Consider the following 16,620-nt stretch of genomic DNA (forward strand, 5'->3'; position numbering starts at 1 on the left):
CGGGCTTCGCGGTCCTTTTCGTGCCCGCTTGCCTGATCGGGCAGCGTTCGGCCCGCACTCCGGCTCAAGTCAGACGCACCACCGTCAGACGGTATTGGTAGGGACCCACCTCCTCCACGGCCACCACGTCCCCCGCCGTGACTCTGTGCAAGGCGAAGAATTCTCTGATCCAGCCGCGCTTGCGGAAGAACCGCTTTGCTCCATCGAGATCGGTCGTGACGACTTCGCTGCCACCCCAGTCGACTGAGACTTCACGCAAGGCTGTTGAGGACCTGTTCGATCCGCCGACTGCATCGGCAGGAAATCTATCGAAGAAGCTTCTAAGGTAGATGTGGTTGTTGTCGATGTTGCCTTGAGTAATCTCGGTCGTTCCAATGCGGCGCGGGACAACAGATTGGGGGATTGGGCCTGACGGGATCGGTGTCGCCGCAGGTTTCGACCCGACCGCAATGACATCGACTTCATCTTCGATGACTGCGAAGTCCTCATCGTCCACGGGCCTGTTCCTTCTGATCGGCGCAGGAACCTGCATAGGGCCCACCTGCATCCCCTCGGCTCTCAAGACCACTTCCGCAGCAGCGCGCGCGTCCTCGCCGGCATGATGGTGCTCGAACACCAGGCCAAGATGCTGCTTGAGGCTTGCGAGGCCGTGGCCGCCATTTCCGCGAAGCTCAGGCCAGGCGGCACGGGCAACGTGGACGCTGTCGCGCCAGTTCCACTGCGGGACTGGTAAACCGCTATTGCCGCAGGCCGCGGCAATAGCGCTTCGATCAAATCCGGAATGCTGGTAGACAGTCCCGCCCGCCAAGGAGTCTTCCAAGATGTGTAACACTTCAGCGAAGGCAGGAGCACCCCGCACCGTGCGGACGCTGGTGCCGTGCAGATAGGTGAACACCCAGTGATCAACCTTCGGGTCGACAAAAGTCGTCCATGTCTCGATGGAATTGTCCGGACGCACACAGGCAACGCCGATCTGACAGATGCTTCCCCGGTCATTATTCGCCGTCTCGACATCCAGCGCGAAGAATCGGAATGGACCTTTCGGGAAAGAGGCAACACGTGCCGGGCTGATGGACACCGGCTTCAAAACAGGCACCGTTACAGTGCCCGCCATCGCTGCCAGGAAACGCAAGCGCTGTCGTTCGATGGCCGCGAATTCCCGCGCGCCCCAACCAAGTCGGCAAAGCGTGGAGTCCACTTTGTCGACAGGCTCGTCATAAGCCTTCATTCCGCGCCGGTTCCAGGCCTTGACGTGATCGGGAGCGCGCTGGATCACCTCGGCCTCGAGCTGTGCGATGTCCACCGTTTCGGGGAGGGGAAGCCAAACCGCGCGGCAATGATCAAGGACGAATTCGTTCCGCAACGCCTTGGCAAGGTCGCCGTCAGCCTTCGTCATCGGATCCTTGCGGTCACGCCACATCCGGCCAACGTTGTACATCTGCGAAAAGTAATGGCTCATCCCCTCCGAACCAGTGCGGTGGCGCTGGTGGATACGCTCGTAGAAGGACTGATCTGTCGAGCGGGTCGAACCGATGTAGCGAAGATCCCCGTTGTGATCGACAAGCCCGTAAAGGCCGCGCGCATTGCGGGGCGCTTGGACCGTCGGGAGCGGAGAAGCTTCGAGGAGTGCGGAAAGGAGGTCGTCAGCAGGAATAGTCATTCTCTCGATTTACATCCTTGCAGTAATCCGCTGCCAGACTGTCATGCCTTGACCGCTCTCGACCATGCTTGCCAAGTCCTAACAAATCGTAAATGTCCGCGACCAACCCATTGAAATCATTAACCCGAAAAATCTGTCCACCGTGGACACTTATCTCGCCCGCAGCAACCACCCCGCCAGATTCTCCTCGATCACCGCCACCAGCGCCCTGATATGGGCAGGCTGGTCGTTCAGGCAGGGGATGTAGGTGAAGACCTCCCCCCCCGCATGCAGGAAGGCCTCCCGGATCTCGCCGTTGATCTCCTCCAGCGTCTCGATGCAGTCGGCGGAGAACGCCGGGGCCATCACCGCGATCCGCTTCTTCCCCGCCTTCGCCAGCGCCGCCACATGTTCGACCGTATAGGGTCGCAGCCATTCTTCCGGCCCGAAGACCGACTGGAAGCTGGTGTCGATCGACCCCTTCTCCCACCCCAGCCTCTCCCGCAGCAAACGCGAGGTCTTCTGGCACTGGCAATGGTAGGGGTCCCCCTCCCGCAGATACCGCTGCGGCATCCCGTGGTAGCTGGCGACAAGTACGTCCGGCCGGTGATCCAGCGTCGCATAGGCTGCCTCGACCGACCCGGCCAGCGCGTCGATGTAGAGCGGGTGGTCGAAATACTCGGCGACGGTCCGCACGGCGGGCTGCCGCTTCTCCTGCATCAGGGCGCGGAAGAACTGGTCGTTCGCGGTGGCCGAGGTCGCCCCGGCGTAGTGGGGGTAGAGCGGGAAGAACAGGATCTTCTCGCACCCCGCCGCGACCATCGCCCTGACCTTCGCCTCGGTCGAGGGGTTGCCGTAGCGCATGCAGAAATCGACCATCACCTCCGCCCCGTGCCTTTCAGCCAGTACCGCTGCAATCGCCGCCGTCTGAGCCTTGGTGATGGTCAGAAGCGGGCTTTCGTCCAGGTCCTCATTCCAGATCAGCTTGTAATTCGCCCCCGAGGTGAAGGGCCGCTTCGACAGGATCACCAGCTGCAACAGCGGCTGCCATTTCCAGCTGGGATAGTCGACCACCCGCTTGTCCGACAGGAACTCGCCCAGATAGCGCCGCATCGACCAGTAGTCGTAGCCGTCCGGCGTGCCGAGGTTGGCGAGCAGCACCCCCACCCGCGGCGCGCGGACCTGCGGATGGTCTACGGGGGCATGGGCCAGGCGGCCCTGGCCGGGGGTGACGGTGGTCTCGGGTCCCTGCATGGCGGTTCTTCCCATTGGTTCAAGGCGGGACATAAGGGTTGGACGGGCCGGGTCAACCATCTTTGGGCAAGGGCTTCTCCGGCACGCCCAGGGCATCCGCCAGCCGGGCCCTGGCCGATCCCGGTCGCAAGGGCCGTTGCTGGCTTTCATGCGGGGCCCAGCCGGTGAGGAACACCAGCTCCACCGTTGCCTTCAACCGGCCCTCGGAGGTACTGTAGCTACCGGCGTATATACGGGCGGCCTCGGCGAGGACCGCACGCCGGGTGAAGTGACGCAGCCGCCCGGTCAGGGCATTGGTCTCGCCAGCGGCGCGGAGGTCGGACAGGAGGGCAGGAAAGCTCTGATATTCCACCGTCTGCACCAGGCTGTCGGCGACCGGCAGGGCAAACCCGGCCCGTTGCATCAGCGCGCCGAGGTCGCGGATTTCGCCCATCGGGAGGACCCGGGGCGAAAGTCCGCCGGTCACTGACGCTTCGGCCTCTGCCAGCGCGGCGCGGAGTTCCTGAAGGCTGCGGCCACCGGGAAGCACCGCAAGGAACAACCCGTCGGGTTTCAAGGCCCTGCGGCACTGCACGAGTTGACCGATGGGGTCGTTGGCCCAGTGGAGAGACATCGCGTGCACGACAAGATCGTGCGCGCCAGCTTCGAGAGCGATCAGATCGTCGTCCGCAACGACGGAGGCCGACGCCAGTTCACGGAAAATCTCGTGGAATCCGGTCACGACGGCCGGTGCCGTAAACCTTCTGTTAACCTCACTCAGTCTCTCCTGAAGGTCGGACAGGGCGAGATGGTGCAGGAACAGCGCTTCCGCATGGCCGGGCAGGCTTCGCCCTCGCTCGCGGTGGCGGATCAGGGCCGCACGGTCGGTCAGGATCATAGGCTGGGTCATCGGGCGAAGATTAGGAGGGCCGGATGGGATTGCAAGGCGCGCTGCATGTGCTTTATCCGCCGCAATGCATTTCCTGCGCGGCGCCGGTTCAAAGCGACTTCGGACTTTGCGCCGACTGCTGGCGCGAGACGGCCTTCATCTCCGGCCTCGTCTGCGACCAGTGCGGCGTGCCCTTGCCGGGGCAGGACAGCAGCGAACGGGTGCGCTGCGATGACTGCATGACCATCGCCCGCCCCTGGGAACGGGGCCGCGCCGCGCTGATGTACCGCGACAACGGACGACGGCTGGTGCTGGCATTGAAACACGGCGACCGGATGGACCTCGCGCGCCCGGCCTCGGCCTGGATGCTCAAGGCAGCCGCTCCGATCCTGCAACCGGGTATGCTGGCGGTGCCGGTGCCGCTGCACTGGATGCGTCTTTTCCGGCGGCGGTTCAACCAGGCGGCTCTGCTGTCCCGCGCCATCGCCAGGGCTGCGGGGCTGGACCATTGCCCGGACGCGCTGACCCGCAAACGATCGACCGGCAGCCAGGAGGGCAAGACGCGGGACGCCCGCTTTGCCAATCTCGTCGGTGCCTTCGCCGTGCCCGTGACACGGGAGAAGCGGGTAGCGGGGCGGGACATCCTGCTGGTCGATGACGTGATGACCTCGGGCGCGACCTTTGCCGCCGCGACCGAGGCGATCATGGCGGCAGGGGCGCGGTCGGTTTCGGTCCTGAGCCTGGCGCGCGTTGCGAAAGACGGTTGAATCCCTATATTCGGGGCCGAGAGAGGTGCCCTGATGCGTCCCGTCGAAATCTACACGACCCCCTTCTGCGGCTATTGCGCCATGGCCAAGCGGCTTCTGGACCGCAAGAGCGTGGCCTATCGCGAGATCGACGTCAGCGCCGACCCTGACCTGCGTGCAACGATGGTGCAGCGGGCGAACGGGCGGCGGACCGTGCCGCAGATCTTCATCGGGGCAACCCATGTCGGCGGGTCGGATGACCTGCACGCGCTGGACCATTCCGGCAAACTTGACGCGATGCTGGCCGAGTGATGCGAGCAGCGCTGGTCCAGTTGAACGTTTCGGACGATCCGGCGGCGAACCTGCCGGAGACCGTCGGGTTCATCCGGCAGGCCATGGCGCAAGGCGCAGGCTTCGTGCTGACGCCAGAGATGACGAACGGGCTGTCTTCCAGCCGGGCCCATCAGCGGGCGGTGTTCCGGCACGAGGAGGACGACGAAACGCTCGCTTCGCTGCGGGCCGAGGCGAAGGCGGCGCGGATCTGGCTCTTGATCGGCTCTCTGGGCGTGCTGACCCATGACGCGGACGGCCGCTTTGCCAACCGCAGTTTTCTGATCGGGCCGGACGGCGACATCGTGGCCCGTTACGACAAGATCCACATGTTCGACGTGAACGTCTCGCCGACCGAGGTCTATCGTGAAAGCGAGGGCTACCGGCCCGGTGCGCGGGCGGTGGTGGCTGAAACGCCCCTCGCAAGAATCGGCATGACGGTCTGCTACGACGTGCGGTTTCCGGCGCTCTATCGCCGTCTGGCGCAGGGTGGGGCGCAGGTGATCGCGGTGCCTGCGGCCTTCAACCACATCACTGGTGCTGCGCATTGGGAAACCCTACTGCGCGCCCGGGCGATCGAAACGGGGTGCTTCGTGCTGGCACCGGCGCAGACCGGCTTCCACCCGGAAGCGAATGGCAAGGGGCGCAAGACGCACGGGCATTCGCTGGCCATCGCGCCCTGGGGGGAAGTGCTGGCCGATGCGGGGATGGAACCGGGGGTGACGATCGTTGACCTCGACCTGACCGACGTGGACAAGGCGCGGGGCAGGGTGCCGTCGCTGTCGCATGACCGGGGCTTCGACGGGCCATGAGCGCCGAGAAGGCCGACGACATCGCGGTGGCCCTGTTCGGCGAGCTGTTCATGGCCGACCAGCTGGCACGGAACCGCATCTCGAAGGTGCTGCCGAAGGGGATGGAACTGTCGCATTTCAGCGTGTTGAACCATCTGGCGAGGGTGGGTGAGGAACGGACCCCGGCACAGCTTGCGAAGTCGTTCCACGTTACCCGGGGCGCGATGACCAACACGCTGAACAAGCTCGAATGGGCGGGGCATGTGCATATCCGCCCCGATTGGGAGGATGCGCGGCAGAAGTTCGTCGCGATCAGCCCAAGCGGCCGGGCGGCGCGCGAGGCGGCATTGGCGGGCGTTGTGCCGCTGATCGCCGAGGTTGTGCAGGCCGTGGGCGCCGAGCGGGTGCGGGCGCTCCTTCCCGTGCTGCGCGAGCTGCGGATCAAGCTGGAAGACGGCTGACCCTTCGGGTCATGTCCGAAATGCCATAGGTTCCGTCGTTCGGGCCGCAGGGCTGCCAATAGGCCTTGCCCTGCCCGCCGTATCTTCGCATAGACTGTGCCGGTATCCTGGACCCGGTCAACATGCAGCCTTCGCCTCGCTTCCTGCTTTCGTCGCTTGCCCTGGGCACGGCGCTCTCTACCGCGCCCGCCCTGGCGGAGATGACCGGAACGCTGAACATGAACGGCGTAACCGGCCTGATCGACATGCCCTCGGGCGATGCGCAGAAGGATGCGACCTTCTCCTTCAGCATGGGCGTCGTCGGCCCGATCACCCGCACGACGCTGAGCTTTCAAGCGAGCGAGCGGCTTTCGGCGTCCTTCCGGTTCCAGACCTGGCGCGACTGGGACACCCTTATTCCCGGCGACGACAAGGAAACCGACCGCAGCATCGACCTGCGCTACCAGGTGCTGAAGGAAAGCAGGTTCGTGCCTGCGCTGACCATCGGGCTGCAGGACCTGACGGGGAAGGGGTTGTTCTCCTCGGAATATGTCGCGGCGACCAAGACCTTCGGCGACAAGTTGAAGGTAACGGCAGGTCTCGGATGGGGACGGCTGGGCAGCTATGGCGGGATCGGTACACCGTTCGGCAACCGGCCCCCGGTCAGCCCGACCGGCACGCCCAACGCCGACCAGTGGTTCCGCGGCGAGGCGGCGCCTTTCGCGGGGGTCGAATACAAGATCAACGACTACTGGACGATCAAGGGCGAGTATTCCTCGGACGCCTATCTGTTGGAAGACGACGAGCGCGGCCTGATCGAACGCGACAGCCCGTTCAATTTTGGCGTCGAATACCAGCGCAGCCCGAACATGCGCTTCGGGGCCTATTCGCTGTATGGCTCGGAATTTGCGCTTGCCTTCCACATCATCCTTGACCCGAAAAGCCGGGCGACCGGCGGCGTGGTCGGTCCGGCCCCGGCTCCGGTCAAGGCGCGTCCGTCCCGGTCGGCCGATCCGGATGCCTATGACGGCGGCTGGGTGACGCAGGCGGATGCCGGGCCGATCCTGCGCGAGAATCTGGCCAAGCGGCTGGCGGCAGACGGAATTGCGGTGGAAGACCTTGCCTACACCGCGACGACGGTTCAGGTCCGTATCCGCAATGGCCGGATCGACGCCGGCTCGCAGGCCATTGGCCGCACGGCCCGCGCGCTCAGCCATGTGATGCCGGCCTCGGTCGAGGTGTTCGAGATCGTGCCCGTGGTGAACGGCATCGGTGCCTCGAAGATCACCATCCGGCGCAGCGACCTGGAGTCGCTGGAATACACCGCCGACAACGCAACGCTCCTGCGTGAACGGGTGACTGTCACCGATGCCGGTCCGGTTCCGGATTATTCTCTGGGCGACGAGGGGCTGTACCCGAAGTTCCGCTGGAGCCTTCGCCCCGTGCTTCGCCTGCCCGAACCACGGAAAGGCGATGTGGGGCTTCGGTTGTCCGGCACCTATGACATTGCTCCCGGCCTGGTGATCTCTGGCGCAATCTACAAGGAACTGGCCAGCAATCGCGACGGAGGTGCGGTTTCGACCTCTCCCCTGCAGCACGTTCGCACGGACGGATCGCTGTACAACGAATTCGGCGACCCGGCCCTGGAGCGGCTGACCTTTGCCTGGTATGCCCGGCCCGCCCCGGATTTCTATTCGCGCGTGACCGTCGGCTACCTGGAACGGATGCATGCCGGGATCTCGGGAGAGGTGCTGTGGAAGCCCGTCGACAGCCAGCTCGCCCTTGGGGTCGAACTGAACTACACCAAGCAGCGCGATACGGACGGCGGTTTCGGCTTCGGCGAATACGACTATGACGTCGTGACCGGCCATGTCTCGGCCTATTACGATTTCGGCAACGGCTATCTGGGCGAGCTGGACGTGGGCCGCTACCTTGCGGGTGATGTCGGCGCGACGATCTCGCTCGACCGGGTGTTTGCCAACGGCTGGCGGGTCGGTGCCTTTGCGACCGTTACCGATGTCAGCGCGGCCGACTATGGCGAAGGCGGTTTTGACAAAGGCGTTCGCTTCACCATTCCGCTGAACTGGGCGATGGGAACGGACAGCCGACGGGGCTTCGGCATGACCTTCCGGCCCACGGGCGGCGATGGCGGGGCACGGGTCGACGTCGATGGCCGCCTGTATGAATCGATTCGGGATTATCACACCGATGGGCTCGATCCCGATTGGGGCAGGGTCTGGCGGTGACTTCGATGCTGAAACTTGCCGCCGCCCTTGCTGTCATTGGCATGCTCGCCGGATGCGGGTCGGAAAAGACCGGGCCGAGCCCGTTCGTCTCGGCCCTGGGTGCCATGGCGAAGAACACGGTTTCCAAGGTCAAGGGTGGCAAGACCGAAGAAACGACCGACGGCACGGTGAAAACTCCTGCGGAACGGCGTGCTGCCCTGGAAAAGGCCGGAAAGCCGATCCTTCGCGTGTCGTCCAAGACTTTGGGCCAGAACGCCTTCGTTACCGTCATTGATACCAAGGACGACGTCCTGACCTGGAAGACCCGGGACGGGGCGACGTTCTCCCAGCGCAATGGGGTGCTGATCCAGACCCGCGGGCTTGGCCCTGATCTGATGTCGGCGCAGGCGCCCTCGGTCGGCCAGCTTTTGGCAGCCGGGACCAGCTACCAGCGCATCTACTACTTCCTTGGCGATGACGATCAGGGGACGCGGCGGACGTATGACTGCTCGACCGCCATCGTCGGCAAGGAAACCATCGAGATTGTCGGGCGCAGCCACACGACGACCCATGTGACAGAGACCTGCGAAAGACCGCTTGGAAAGCTGTCCAATGACTACTGGATCGAGGGGTCATCGATTCGGAAGTCGCGGCAATGGGTAAGTGGCATGATCGGCTATATCGATTTCGAGCGCGTGATCGACTGACCGAATGCTTGCGCGCCCACGTCGGGTCGGCCCGGATCGGACGAAACTGATGCAATTTCCGCGCAACTTCGGCTATTGTTGAGTCACGCACCGATGATCGGCTGCGGAATTCCGGTACTGCGCCTATCTTCAGACATGGCCCCACAGCAGGAGGGCACCATGAAGCTATTGACCGCATTCGCACTGTCCGCTGCTCTGGTCGCATCTTCGGCCCAGGCCGGTGGCCCGGTTGTCGTCGTCGAGGAAGAGGAGCCGGTGGTCGCGGAGAAACCTGCGTCGAGCACCGGAATTCTGCCTTGGCTGGCGGTGCCGTTGATCCTGTGCATTGTCATGTGCGGCTCGGACGACGAAGAGGCAGCGCCGCCGCCACCCTGACCGGCAAAAGCAGGCGCCCGTGCGAGGCTAGTAGTCCCGCTCCAGGTAGATGCCGATCCCGGTATCGCCATCGGCCCCCAGGCGGCCCTTGACGGTCACGCCTTCGCGCAGGTCGAGGTTCAGGTTGATCTGGCTCTTGCCATCCTGATCCACCTCGACCTCGGTGTAGACATTGTCCGAGATGTATTTCCCGGCCTTCAGCGCCGTCGTTCCGTCCTCGGCCGTGGTGACGTCCAGATCATCCAGCCCGAAGTTGCGCCGCAGGTTGCCGACGATCCCCACGCCCCCGCGTCCGGCCAGAACTGCAACCGCATTGGCCAGCTGCGCGGCCTGCAACGGCGAGATCTTGTCCAGGCTGCGCCCGAACAACAGCCGCGCCAGCACCTCCTCCTGCGGCAGTTCGGGCGCCGAGGTGAAGCTGACCACCGGGTCATCCGCGGGGCCCTCGACCGTGACGCTGCTGGTGATCCCGTCGCTTTCGGTTTCGGCAGCGATGCTGATCTGGGGGATCAGGCTGCCTTCCAGCGTCAGGTCGGCGCGCGACAGGACCAGTCGGCGACCCAGGATGTCCATCCTTCCCCGGATCAGGTGAAAGGCCCCGGCCGGGCGGACATCGGCGGTCGTGCCCTGAAGCTGCATCTCGCCGCCCAGTTCGGCGTCGATGCCGCGCCCGCGGATGAAGACCCGGCTCGGCGCCGAAATAGTGAGATCCAGCGCAATGGGCCGACTTGCGCCATCGGCGCCGGATTGCCCGCTGCCGGTTCCCAGCAATCCGGCCTTTCGACGGGTCTCGCGCACCGCGCCGGGTTCGCGCAGATGACGGATGTCCAGCAGCGCATCGGCCGAGCTGAAGCCGGAGGCGGGCACCTGGATCTCGGTCTCCGCAAGGCTCAGGCTGCCCGACAGAAGCGCGCCGCCCGTCAGGGGACCTTTCAGCGTCAGGCTGCCGCTGACCCGTGTGTCGTAAAGTTCGGGATCGTAGAGCCGTAATCCTTCCAGCGTGATCGCCAGGTCGGCCGACTGCGGGCTCTCCAGCCCGACTGGCCCGTCGATCCGCAGCTTGCCGCCCGAAGACAGGGCAGAGGTCGCGGCCAGCCGCAGCGTACCGGACTGCAACTCGCCAATCGCCTCGACCCCCTGCAGGGACAGGCCCAGCCCCGGATCGGCGATCCGTCCGTCGGACAGAGTGACCCTGCCCGCAAGAGAGCGTAGCGCAAGGGGGCCGTTCAGCCGCAGATCATAGCCGATGCGGCCCGAAACCGATCGGGGCGAGATGAACAGGTTCGCCAGCCCCGCCTCGCCCGAGCCCTTGATGGTCAGGTCCGCCGTGGCAAAGCTGTTGGCGATCCGGCCGGCTACAGCGGCATTGATCTGACCCGGCCCCTTTCCCGTGATGTTCAGGCCATAGCCGTCTTCGTCCTGCGTGGCGGTGCCCGAAAGGGTCAGCGGGCCCTGTACCTCGGGCACGATCAGGCCAAGGTTCGCCAGCCGGGCATCAAGCTTGATAGTGCGCAGGCTGCCGTCGACCATGCCGTTCGCGGCCAGCGAAAACTGCGGGTTCGAGACTTTCGCCGACTGCACCTGCACCACGCCGTCTTTCAGGGACAGCGCAAGGTCCAGCACGCTTTTCCCTGCCAGCAGCTTGTCGGCCTCGCCGTTCCCGATCCGCAGGGACTGGCCGGTTCCCGCCAGCGTCACCTGCCCGTCCTCGGGCGTGCCGGCAAAGCGACCGTCGAGCGCAACGCTGCCGCCATAGCCCGGGCCCAGAACCGCCAGATCGTCCAGCGTGACCGACCCCGCCAGGTCCGACCCCAGCGAGGACAGCTTCCCGTTGGCCCGCGCCAGAAGACCGTTCGCCGCCAGCTCCAGCGACCGGAGGATCGTGCCGCCTTCGTCGCGGCGGATGGATGCGGTCAGGGTCGACGGACCGGCAAGCAGGCGGTCGGCCTCGGGGATATCCAGGCTCAGATCGGTGCCCTTGAACGCGATGTCTGCATCGAAGAAGCCCGACAATCGGCTGGCGGACCCGCTCAGGTCCAACCGTCCCGACCCACCCAGCCTTCGCCCCAGAAGCCGCGAGAACCGTGCGAAGTCGGCAGCCTCCACGGCAATCCGCCCGCTGGTCAGGAACGCATCCTCCAGCCCTTCGATCTTCAGCGCTCCGGTGCCGGTCAACCCTGCACCTTCGAAACGGATGCCTGACAGTTGCAGGGCACCGGAACCCTCCAGCATGTGCATCCGCACCGAACCGATGATCTCGGGCCCCAGGGCCTCGGCCAGTGCGGGGTCGGTCGGCGCAAGGCCCGAAGCCAGCACGTTGAACGTTCCGCCAAAGCTGTTGCCCACCGGGGTCCGCCCCACCCGGCCCGAACCGTCCAGCCGCATCCGGGCGATCTTCATGTCGGGCTGGTCGAACCCGTCCACCGACACTTCCCCCGACCAGCTGTCCTTGTCCCCCGGCTTCGTCGCCAGATGGAAATCGGCCCGGCTGATGCGGGTATCGTCGCCGAAAGGCAGGACAACAGGCATGTTGTCGGGCGCGGCGAGTGTGCCGGTCACGTCGAACCATTCCGGCAAGCCATCCGCCGCAATCTCGGCCTTGCCGCTCAGACTGACGGACCGGGCAGAAAGGTCGAACCGGTCAAGCGCGATCCGTCCGGCGGGCGAGCGCAGCGCATCAAGGCTAAGCGCCACGTTGTTGCCGAAGAATTCCAGCTGCTCAGGTGCCAGCAGAGGCGCAAGATCGCCTGCCACGTCCGCCCGCGCGCGGTAGCCGCCGTCCTCGCCCTTGATCGCGACCGTCCCCTTCAGGCGCTCGGCCCCGTCGGTCGCCAGCAGGATGTCGGCGGAGTAATCCTCGACCGGGCCCTGTCCCGTGATGTGCAGCGAGGCCGAGGGCGCCCCGGGAATGTCCAGCAGGCTGACGACGATCCCCTTCGCCCCCTCCTCGGCAACGAGCGCCAGGCCCAGTTCGCGTGAGGTGTTGGAGTAGGCGACATCCAGCGTGATCTCGCCCGCAGGTCCGTCGCCGGTGCGGATCAGGTCCAGCTTCGCCTGCCCCTCGCCCCCTGCCAGCTGCATCGAGGCCTCCAGCGTCCCGGTAACGGATTGGCCGAGAACCTCGGGCGCAAGTTCGATTCGTTCGGCGGCGACGCGGTCGATATTCACCGAAACCGGCAGGTCAGGCAGGCTAAAGCCAGAGGCTTCGGCCTCCGGCATCGCGCTCGACTCGGACTGCGGGAGGCGGGCCACGATGATCTCGGCCGCCGAAAGCTCGTTGACGTTCAACTCGCCCGACAGAAGCGCCGAGCGGCTCCAGTCCAGAACCACGCCGTTCAGTGTGATCCAGACACCTTGGTCGTCGGCGATGGTCAACTGCTCGATGGTGGCCTGGGACGACAGCGCCCCGGCGAAGCCCGTTACCGTGACCGTCCGTCCCGCGCCCGACAGCGTGTCTTCCAGAAAGGCGGTCAGGTAGTCGCGGTCATCCTCCTGCGCCCAGGCGGTCCCGGCCAGCAGGCAGGCGCCTATCATCATGACCCGCCGCATCAGAAGGACTGCCCCAGGCCGACATAGAACTGCACCCCGTCGCCAGTCGTGCCGCTGATCGGTGCGGCCACGTCGAACCGGATCGGTCCAAGCCCCGTGTCATAGCGCAGGCCAATTCCCGCCCCGGCGTGGGATTCGGCAAACTCGCCGGTGAACCCGTCCAGCCCGATGCTGCCCCAGTCGACAAAGCCCACGACGCCGATCTTGTCGCTGACCTTGGCCCGCACTTCCAACGACCCCGCAAGGAAATACTTCCCGCCGATCAGGAACTCCGGCCCGAACCCGCGTGTCACCGCGATGCCGAGCGAGCGGTAGGGCTGCCCGCGCACTGTTCCGCCGCCGCCAGAGAAGAACAAATCACCGCGGGGTGTCTCCAGTAGGTCGGAGCCCAGCACCGCCCCCGCCTGCACCCGCGCCGCGACGACGACTTTTCCGGGTTCGCCCAGGCTGCGATAGGCACGGCCATCCAGCGTCGCCCGCAGACCTGACCCGGTGGTGCCGAAGCCCGCGAAGGGCTTGGCTTCGGCATCCAGATAGAACCCCTTTGTCGGATTGTTCGCCACGTCCCGCTTGTCCCAGGTCACGCCCAAGGGCAGCGAAAGGTTGCGAAAGGTGAAGGCACCGCCGGGGTCGCGTCCGTCTACGTAGTCGTAGGTCAGCCCCGCCCGGGCGGTCAGCCGCTCGGAAAACACATGGCTGAACTTCAGGCCGAAGGTCACCGAGTCGAGGTTGTAGTCGATCTCGTCCTCATGCGAATAGCCCAGCACCAGCCCCGCCGTCGTATCGGGCGTCAGCGTGGCGGGACGATCCAGCGTCACCTCCAGCCCGTAGTCGACCCCGCTTTGCCCCGATCCGATGTTGGTCGCGTCAGCCGAAACGCCCAGCCGTTCGCCGCCACCCAGAAGGTTGCGGTGCAGCCAGGACGCGGACAGCGACAGCCCGTCCAGGCTGGCGATCTCGGCGCCGAAGGAATAGCGGCGGGGTTTCTGTTCGACGACGGTCGCGGTCACGCCCAAAAGGTCGGGAGCCGTGACCTGATCATCCTCGGTCAGCGCGACCGAGGCGAAGATGCCCGTCCGCCGCAGCCGCGTCTCCGCGCGACGCAGCTCGGTCTCGCTGAACGTCTCGCCTTCCGGTAGACCGGCGATCTTGCGGATGCGGCGTTCGCGCATCCGGTCTTCGCCGACGATCTCCAGATGTCCGAAGCGCAGGCGCGGGCCGGGGGCAAGCCCCACATCCACATCCAGCCGCTTTGCCGCATGGTCGGCGAGCACGTCCTGCGCCGCGACAAAAGCCTTGGCATGGCCGGTTTCGCGCCAGGCCTTGATCGCCACGCCCACCGCCGAGGTCACGGCTCCACTTTCCGCGACGGCGCCGGTCCGGAATTCCTGCGGCAACTCGGTCCCGGGCGGCAGGGGTTGCACCCGCGCCAGGCCAAAGCGGAACGGGGCGCCGGGATCCACCGCGATGCGGATCGTTGAAATGGACCGGGGGGCTTCCAGCACTGGAATTGCCGCCGCCTCGCGTCCGTCGATCTGGATGCGGATATCGACCGAATAATGCCCCCTGGCATACATCGCCGCCAGAATGCGTGCATAGTCCGACCGCGCTGCTGCCAGCAGGTCCTGCGGATCGGTCTGCCCCTGTGCCTGTAAAGCCCGGACCTGCGAGGCCTCGTTGACCGCTTCCGTCAACGCCTCCGATCCGCCCGCCACGCTGATATCCAGCCGGTCCAGCGCCTGGGCCTGGGCCGCGGACAGCACCATCACCGCCAATGCGACAGTCAACCGGAACCGCGACAGACCGTTACCGGCGAACATTCAGCAGACACCCCATTCGCAACCTTCCCCGGACTATCGCAGCTTGTTCAGACCCCTGCAATCAGGCCAACGTGACTGGGCGGAGTTGGGTTCCTCGACGGCCCGTCTTGCCTCTTGCAGACTCGGGAAGAGGGGCCTATATGCACCCCAACAGCTGCTTCAGGGTCCAAACCTGAAGCTACCGAAAGTGACGGGCGGGCCGCTGGGTCCGCTTTTTTGTTTCTGGAACGCCATGTCCGATCTGATCGCGAAAACCGCCATCGACCGCCGCCTTGCCGACATCGTCGGCCCGGTGATCGAAGGCATGGGATTCGAGCTGATCCGCCTGCGACTGATGGGCGGCAAGACCCGCATCCTTCAGATCATGGCCGACCGTCCTGATGGCGGCATCGGCGTTGACGAATGCGGCGACATCTCCACCGCCGTCTCGGCCGTGCTGGACGTGGAAGACCCGCTGGAAGAAAACTACATCCTTGAAGTCTCCTCTCCCGGGATCGATAGGCCGCTGACCCGGCTGAAGGATTTTGAGATGTGGAAGGGCTGGGAAGCCCGGGTCGAGACCACCGAACTGATCGACGGCCGCCGCCGCTTCAAGGGCGATCTCGCGGGGGTCGAGGGCGACGAGGTGCTGATCACCCTCGAAGAGGGTGGCGAGGACGTGACCATCGGGCTGAAGTTCGACTGGCTGTCCGACGCCAAGCTGATCCTTTCGGATGCGCTGATCACCGAGATGCTGCGCCAGAAGAAGGTGGCGGAGCCCGCCGATGGCCAGTTCGACGAGATCGAGGAAATTGACGGGCCAGAACACGATGGGGACGAGGACGACGAGCCCACCCCCGAGACGAAACACTAGGGAGAGAACCCCATGGCAATCACCTCCGCCAACCAGCTGGAGCTTCTGCAGACCGCCGAAGCCGTGGCGCGCGAAAAGATGATCGACCCGGATCTGGTGATCCAGGCGATGGAGGACAGCCTCGCCCGGGCCGCCAAGTCGCGCTACGGCGCCGAGATGGACATCCGCGTCAAGATCGACCGCAAGACGGGTCGCGCCAGCTTTACCCGCGTCCGCACCGTGACCGAGGATGACCTGGTGGAAAACCACCACGCCCAGATCACCGTGAAGCAGGCCAAATCCTACCTTGCCGACCCGCAGATCGGCGATGAGGTCATCGATGAAGTGCCCCCCGTCGACCTGGGCCGCATCGCCGCGCAATCGGCCAAGCAGGTGATCCTGCAAAAGGTCCGCGAGGCCGAGCGTGACCGCCAGTTCGAGGAATTCAAGGACCGCAAGGGCACGATCATCAACGGCGCCGTCAAGCGCGAGGAATACGGCAACGTCATCGTCGACATCGGCCGGGGCGAGGGCATCCTGCGCCGGAACGAGAAGATCGGCCGCGAGGCCTACCGGATCGGCGACCGCATCCGCTGCTACATCAAGGATGTCCGCCGCGAAGCGCGGGGTCCGCAGGTCTTCCTGTCGCGCACCGACCCGCAGTTCATGGCCGAGCTGTTCAAGATGGAAGTGCCGGAAATCTACGACGGCATCATCGAGATCAAGGCGGTGGCCCGCGACCCGGGCAGCCGGGCGAAGATCGCGGTGGTCAGCTACGACAACTCCATCGACCCGGTCGGGGCCTGCGTCGGCATGCGCGGCAGCCGCGTGCAGGCGGTGGTGAACGAGCTTCAGGGCGAGAAGATCGACATCATCCCCTGGAACGAGGACGTGCCGACCTTCCTGGTGAACGCGCTGCAGCCGGCCGAGGTGTCGAAGGTGGTGCTGGACGAGGATGCCGAGCGGATCGAGGTGGTGGTTCCCGACGACCAGCTCAGCCTCGCCATCGGCCGGCGCGGCCAGAACGTGCGGCTGGCCAGCCAG

Annotated in this window: 14 protein-coding genes; 9 read left to right on the plus strand and 5 right to left on the minus strand. The window is 65.4% G+C overall.

Annotated features, from left to right (window positions below; all coding sequences use genetic code 11):
- Positions 1–64: 64 nt before the first annotated feature.
- The 3 genes from JNL31_RS00815 to JNL31_RS00825 form a co-directional block, all read right to left on the minus strand.
- A complete protein-coding gene (locus JNL31_RS00815; RefSeq protein ID WP_294968585.1) occupies positions 65–1,660 on the minus strand; it encodes an exonuclease domain-containing protein in 1,596 nt (531 codons plus the stop codon).
- A gap of 150 nt (positions 1,661–1,810) precedes the next feature.
- Positions 1,811–2,893, minus strand: a complete 1,083-nt coding sequence (hemH, locus tag JNL31_RS00820; RefSeq protein WP_294968588.1) for a ferrochelatase — start codon at positions 2,891–2,893, stop codon at positions 1,811–1,813.
- A gap of 52 nt (positions 2,894–2,945) precedes the next feature.
- The gene (locus JNL31_RS00825) at positions 2,946–3,782 is read right to left on the minus strand and encodes a methyltransferase domain-containing protein (protein ID WP_294968591.1); all 837 of its coding nucleotides are present in this window, start codon (positions 3,780–3,782) and stop codon (positions 2,946–2,948) included.
- A gap of 23 nt (positions 3,783–3,805) precedes the next feature.
- On the opposite strand from JNL31_RS00825, the gene JNL31_RS00830 reads away from it, so the two are divergent.
- From JNL31_RS00830 to JNL31_RS00860, 7 genes are all read left to right on the plus strand, one after another.
- Positions 3,806–4,528 (plus strand): ComF family protein, encoded by a 723-nt coding sequence (locus tag JNL31_RS00830; protein ID WP_294968594.1) that lies wholly within the window; start codon positions 3,806–3,808, stop codon positions 4,526–4,528.
- A gap of 33 nt (positions 4,529–4,561) precedes the next feature.
- Positions 4,562–4,819: a glutaredoxin 3 gene (grxC, locus tag JNL31_RS00835; RefSeq protein WP_294968597.1), complete on the plus strand. Its 258-nt coding sequence runs from the start codon at positions 4,562–4,564 to the stop codon at positions 4,817–4,819.
- Complete coding sequence (locus JNL31_RS00840) at positions 4,819–5,649, plus strand: carbon-nitrogen hydrolase family protein (RefSeq protein ID WP_294968599.1); 831 nt, start codon at positions 4,819–4,821, stop codon at positions 5,647–5,649. The genes grxC and JNL31_RS00840 overlap by 1 nt, the downstream gene beginning before the upstream one ends.
- Entirely contained in the window at positions 5,646–6,089 is a 444-nt protein-coding gene (locus tag JNL31_RS00845; protein ID WP_294968600.1) for a MarR family transcriptional regulator, read from the plus strand. The genes JNL31_RS00840 and JNL31_RS00845 overlap by 4 nt, the downstream gene beginning before the upstream one ends.
- A gap of 122 nt (positions 6,090–6,211) precedes the next feature.
- Positions 6,212–8,314, plus strand: coding sequence for a YjbH domain-containing protein (locus JNL31_RS00850; protein ID WP_294968603.1), 2,103 nt, complete (start codon positions 6,212–6,214; stop codon positions 8,312–8,314).
- A gap of 5 nt (positions 8,315–8,319) precedes the next feature.
- The gene (locus tag JNL31_RS00855) at positions 8,320–9,000 is read left to right on the plus strand and encodes a YjbF family lipoprotein (protein WP_294968606.1); all 681 of its coding nucleotides are present in this window, start codon (positions 8,320–8,322) and stop codon (positions 8,998–9,000) included.
- 159 nt (positions 9,001–9,159) lie between these two features.
- Positions 9,160–9,375 (plus strand): hypothetical protein, encoded by a 216-nt coding sequence (locus JNL31_RS00860; RefSeq protein ID WP_294968609.1) that lies wholly within the window; start codon positions 9,160–9,162, stop codon positions 9,373–9,375.
- A gap of 27 nt (positions 9,376–9,402) precedes the next feature.
- Here JNL31_RS00860 and JNL31_RS00865 read toward each other — a convergent pair whose 3' ends face one another.
- Together JNL31_RS00865 and JNL31_RS00870 are read right to left on the minus strand one after the other, a co-directional pair.
- Positions 9,403–12,912, minus strand: a complete 3,510-nt coding sequence (locus JNL31_RS00865; protein ID WP_294968612.1) for a translocation/assembly module TamB domain-containing protein — start codon at positions 12,910–12,912, stop codon at positions 9,403–9,405.
- A gap of 11 nt (positions 12,913–12,923) precedes the next feature.
- Positions 12,924–14,744: a BamA/TamA family outer membrane protein gene (locus JNL31_RS00870; protein WP_294968615.1), complete on the minus strand. Its 1,821-nt coding sequence runs from the start codon at positions 14,742–14,744 to the stop codon at positions 12,924–12,926.
- 232 nt (positions 14,745–14,976) lie between these two features.
- On the opposite strand from JNL31_RS00870, the gene rimP reads away from it, so the two are divergent.
- The gene (rimP, locus tag JNL31_RS00875) at positions 14,977–15,597 is read left to right on the plus strand and encodes a ribosome maturation factor RimP (protein WP_294968618.1); all 621 of its coding nucleotides are present in this window, start codon (positions 14,977–14,979) and stop codon (positions 15,595–15,597) included.
- 12 nt (positions 15,598–15,609) lie between these two features.
- On the plus strand, positions 15,610–16,620 hold a 1,011-nt coding region (nusA, locus tag JNL31_RS00880; protein WP_294968621.1), incomplete at its 3' end, for a transcription termination factor NusA.

The sequence above is a fragment of the Tabrizicola sp. genome (assembly GCF_016792905.1).
In the GTDB taxonomy this organism is placed as follows: domain Bacteria; phylum Pseudomonadota; class Alphaproteobacteria; order Rhodobacterales; family Rhodobacteraceae; genus Tabrizicola.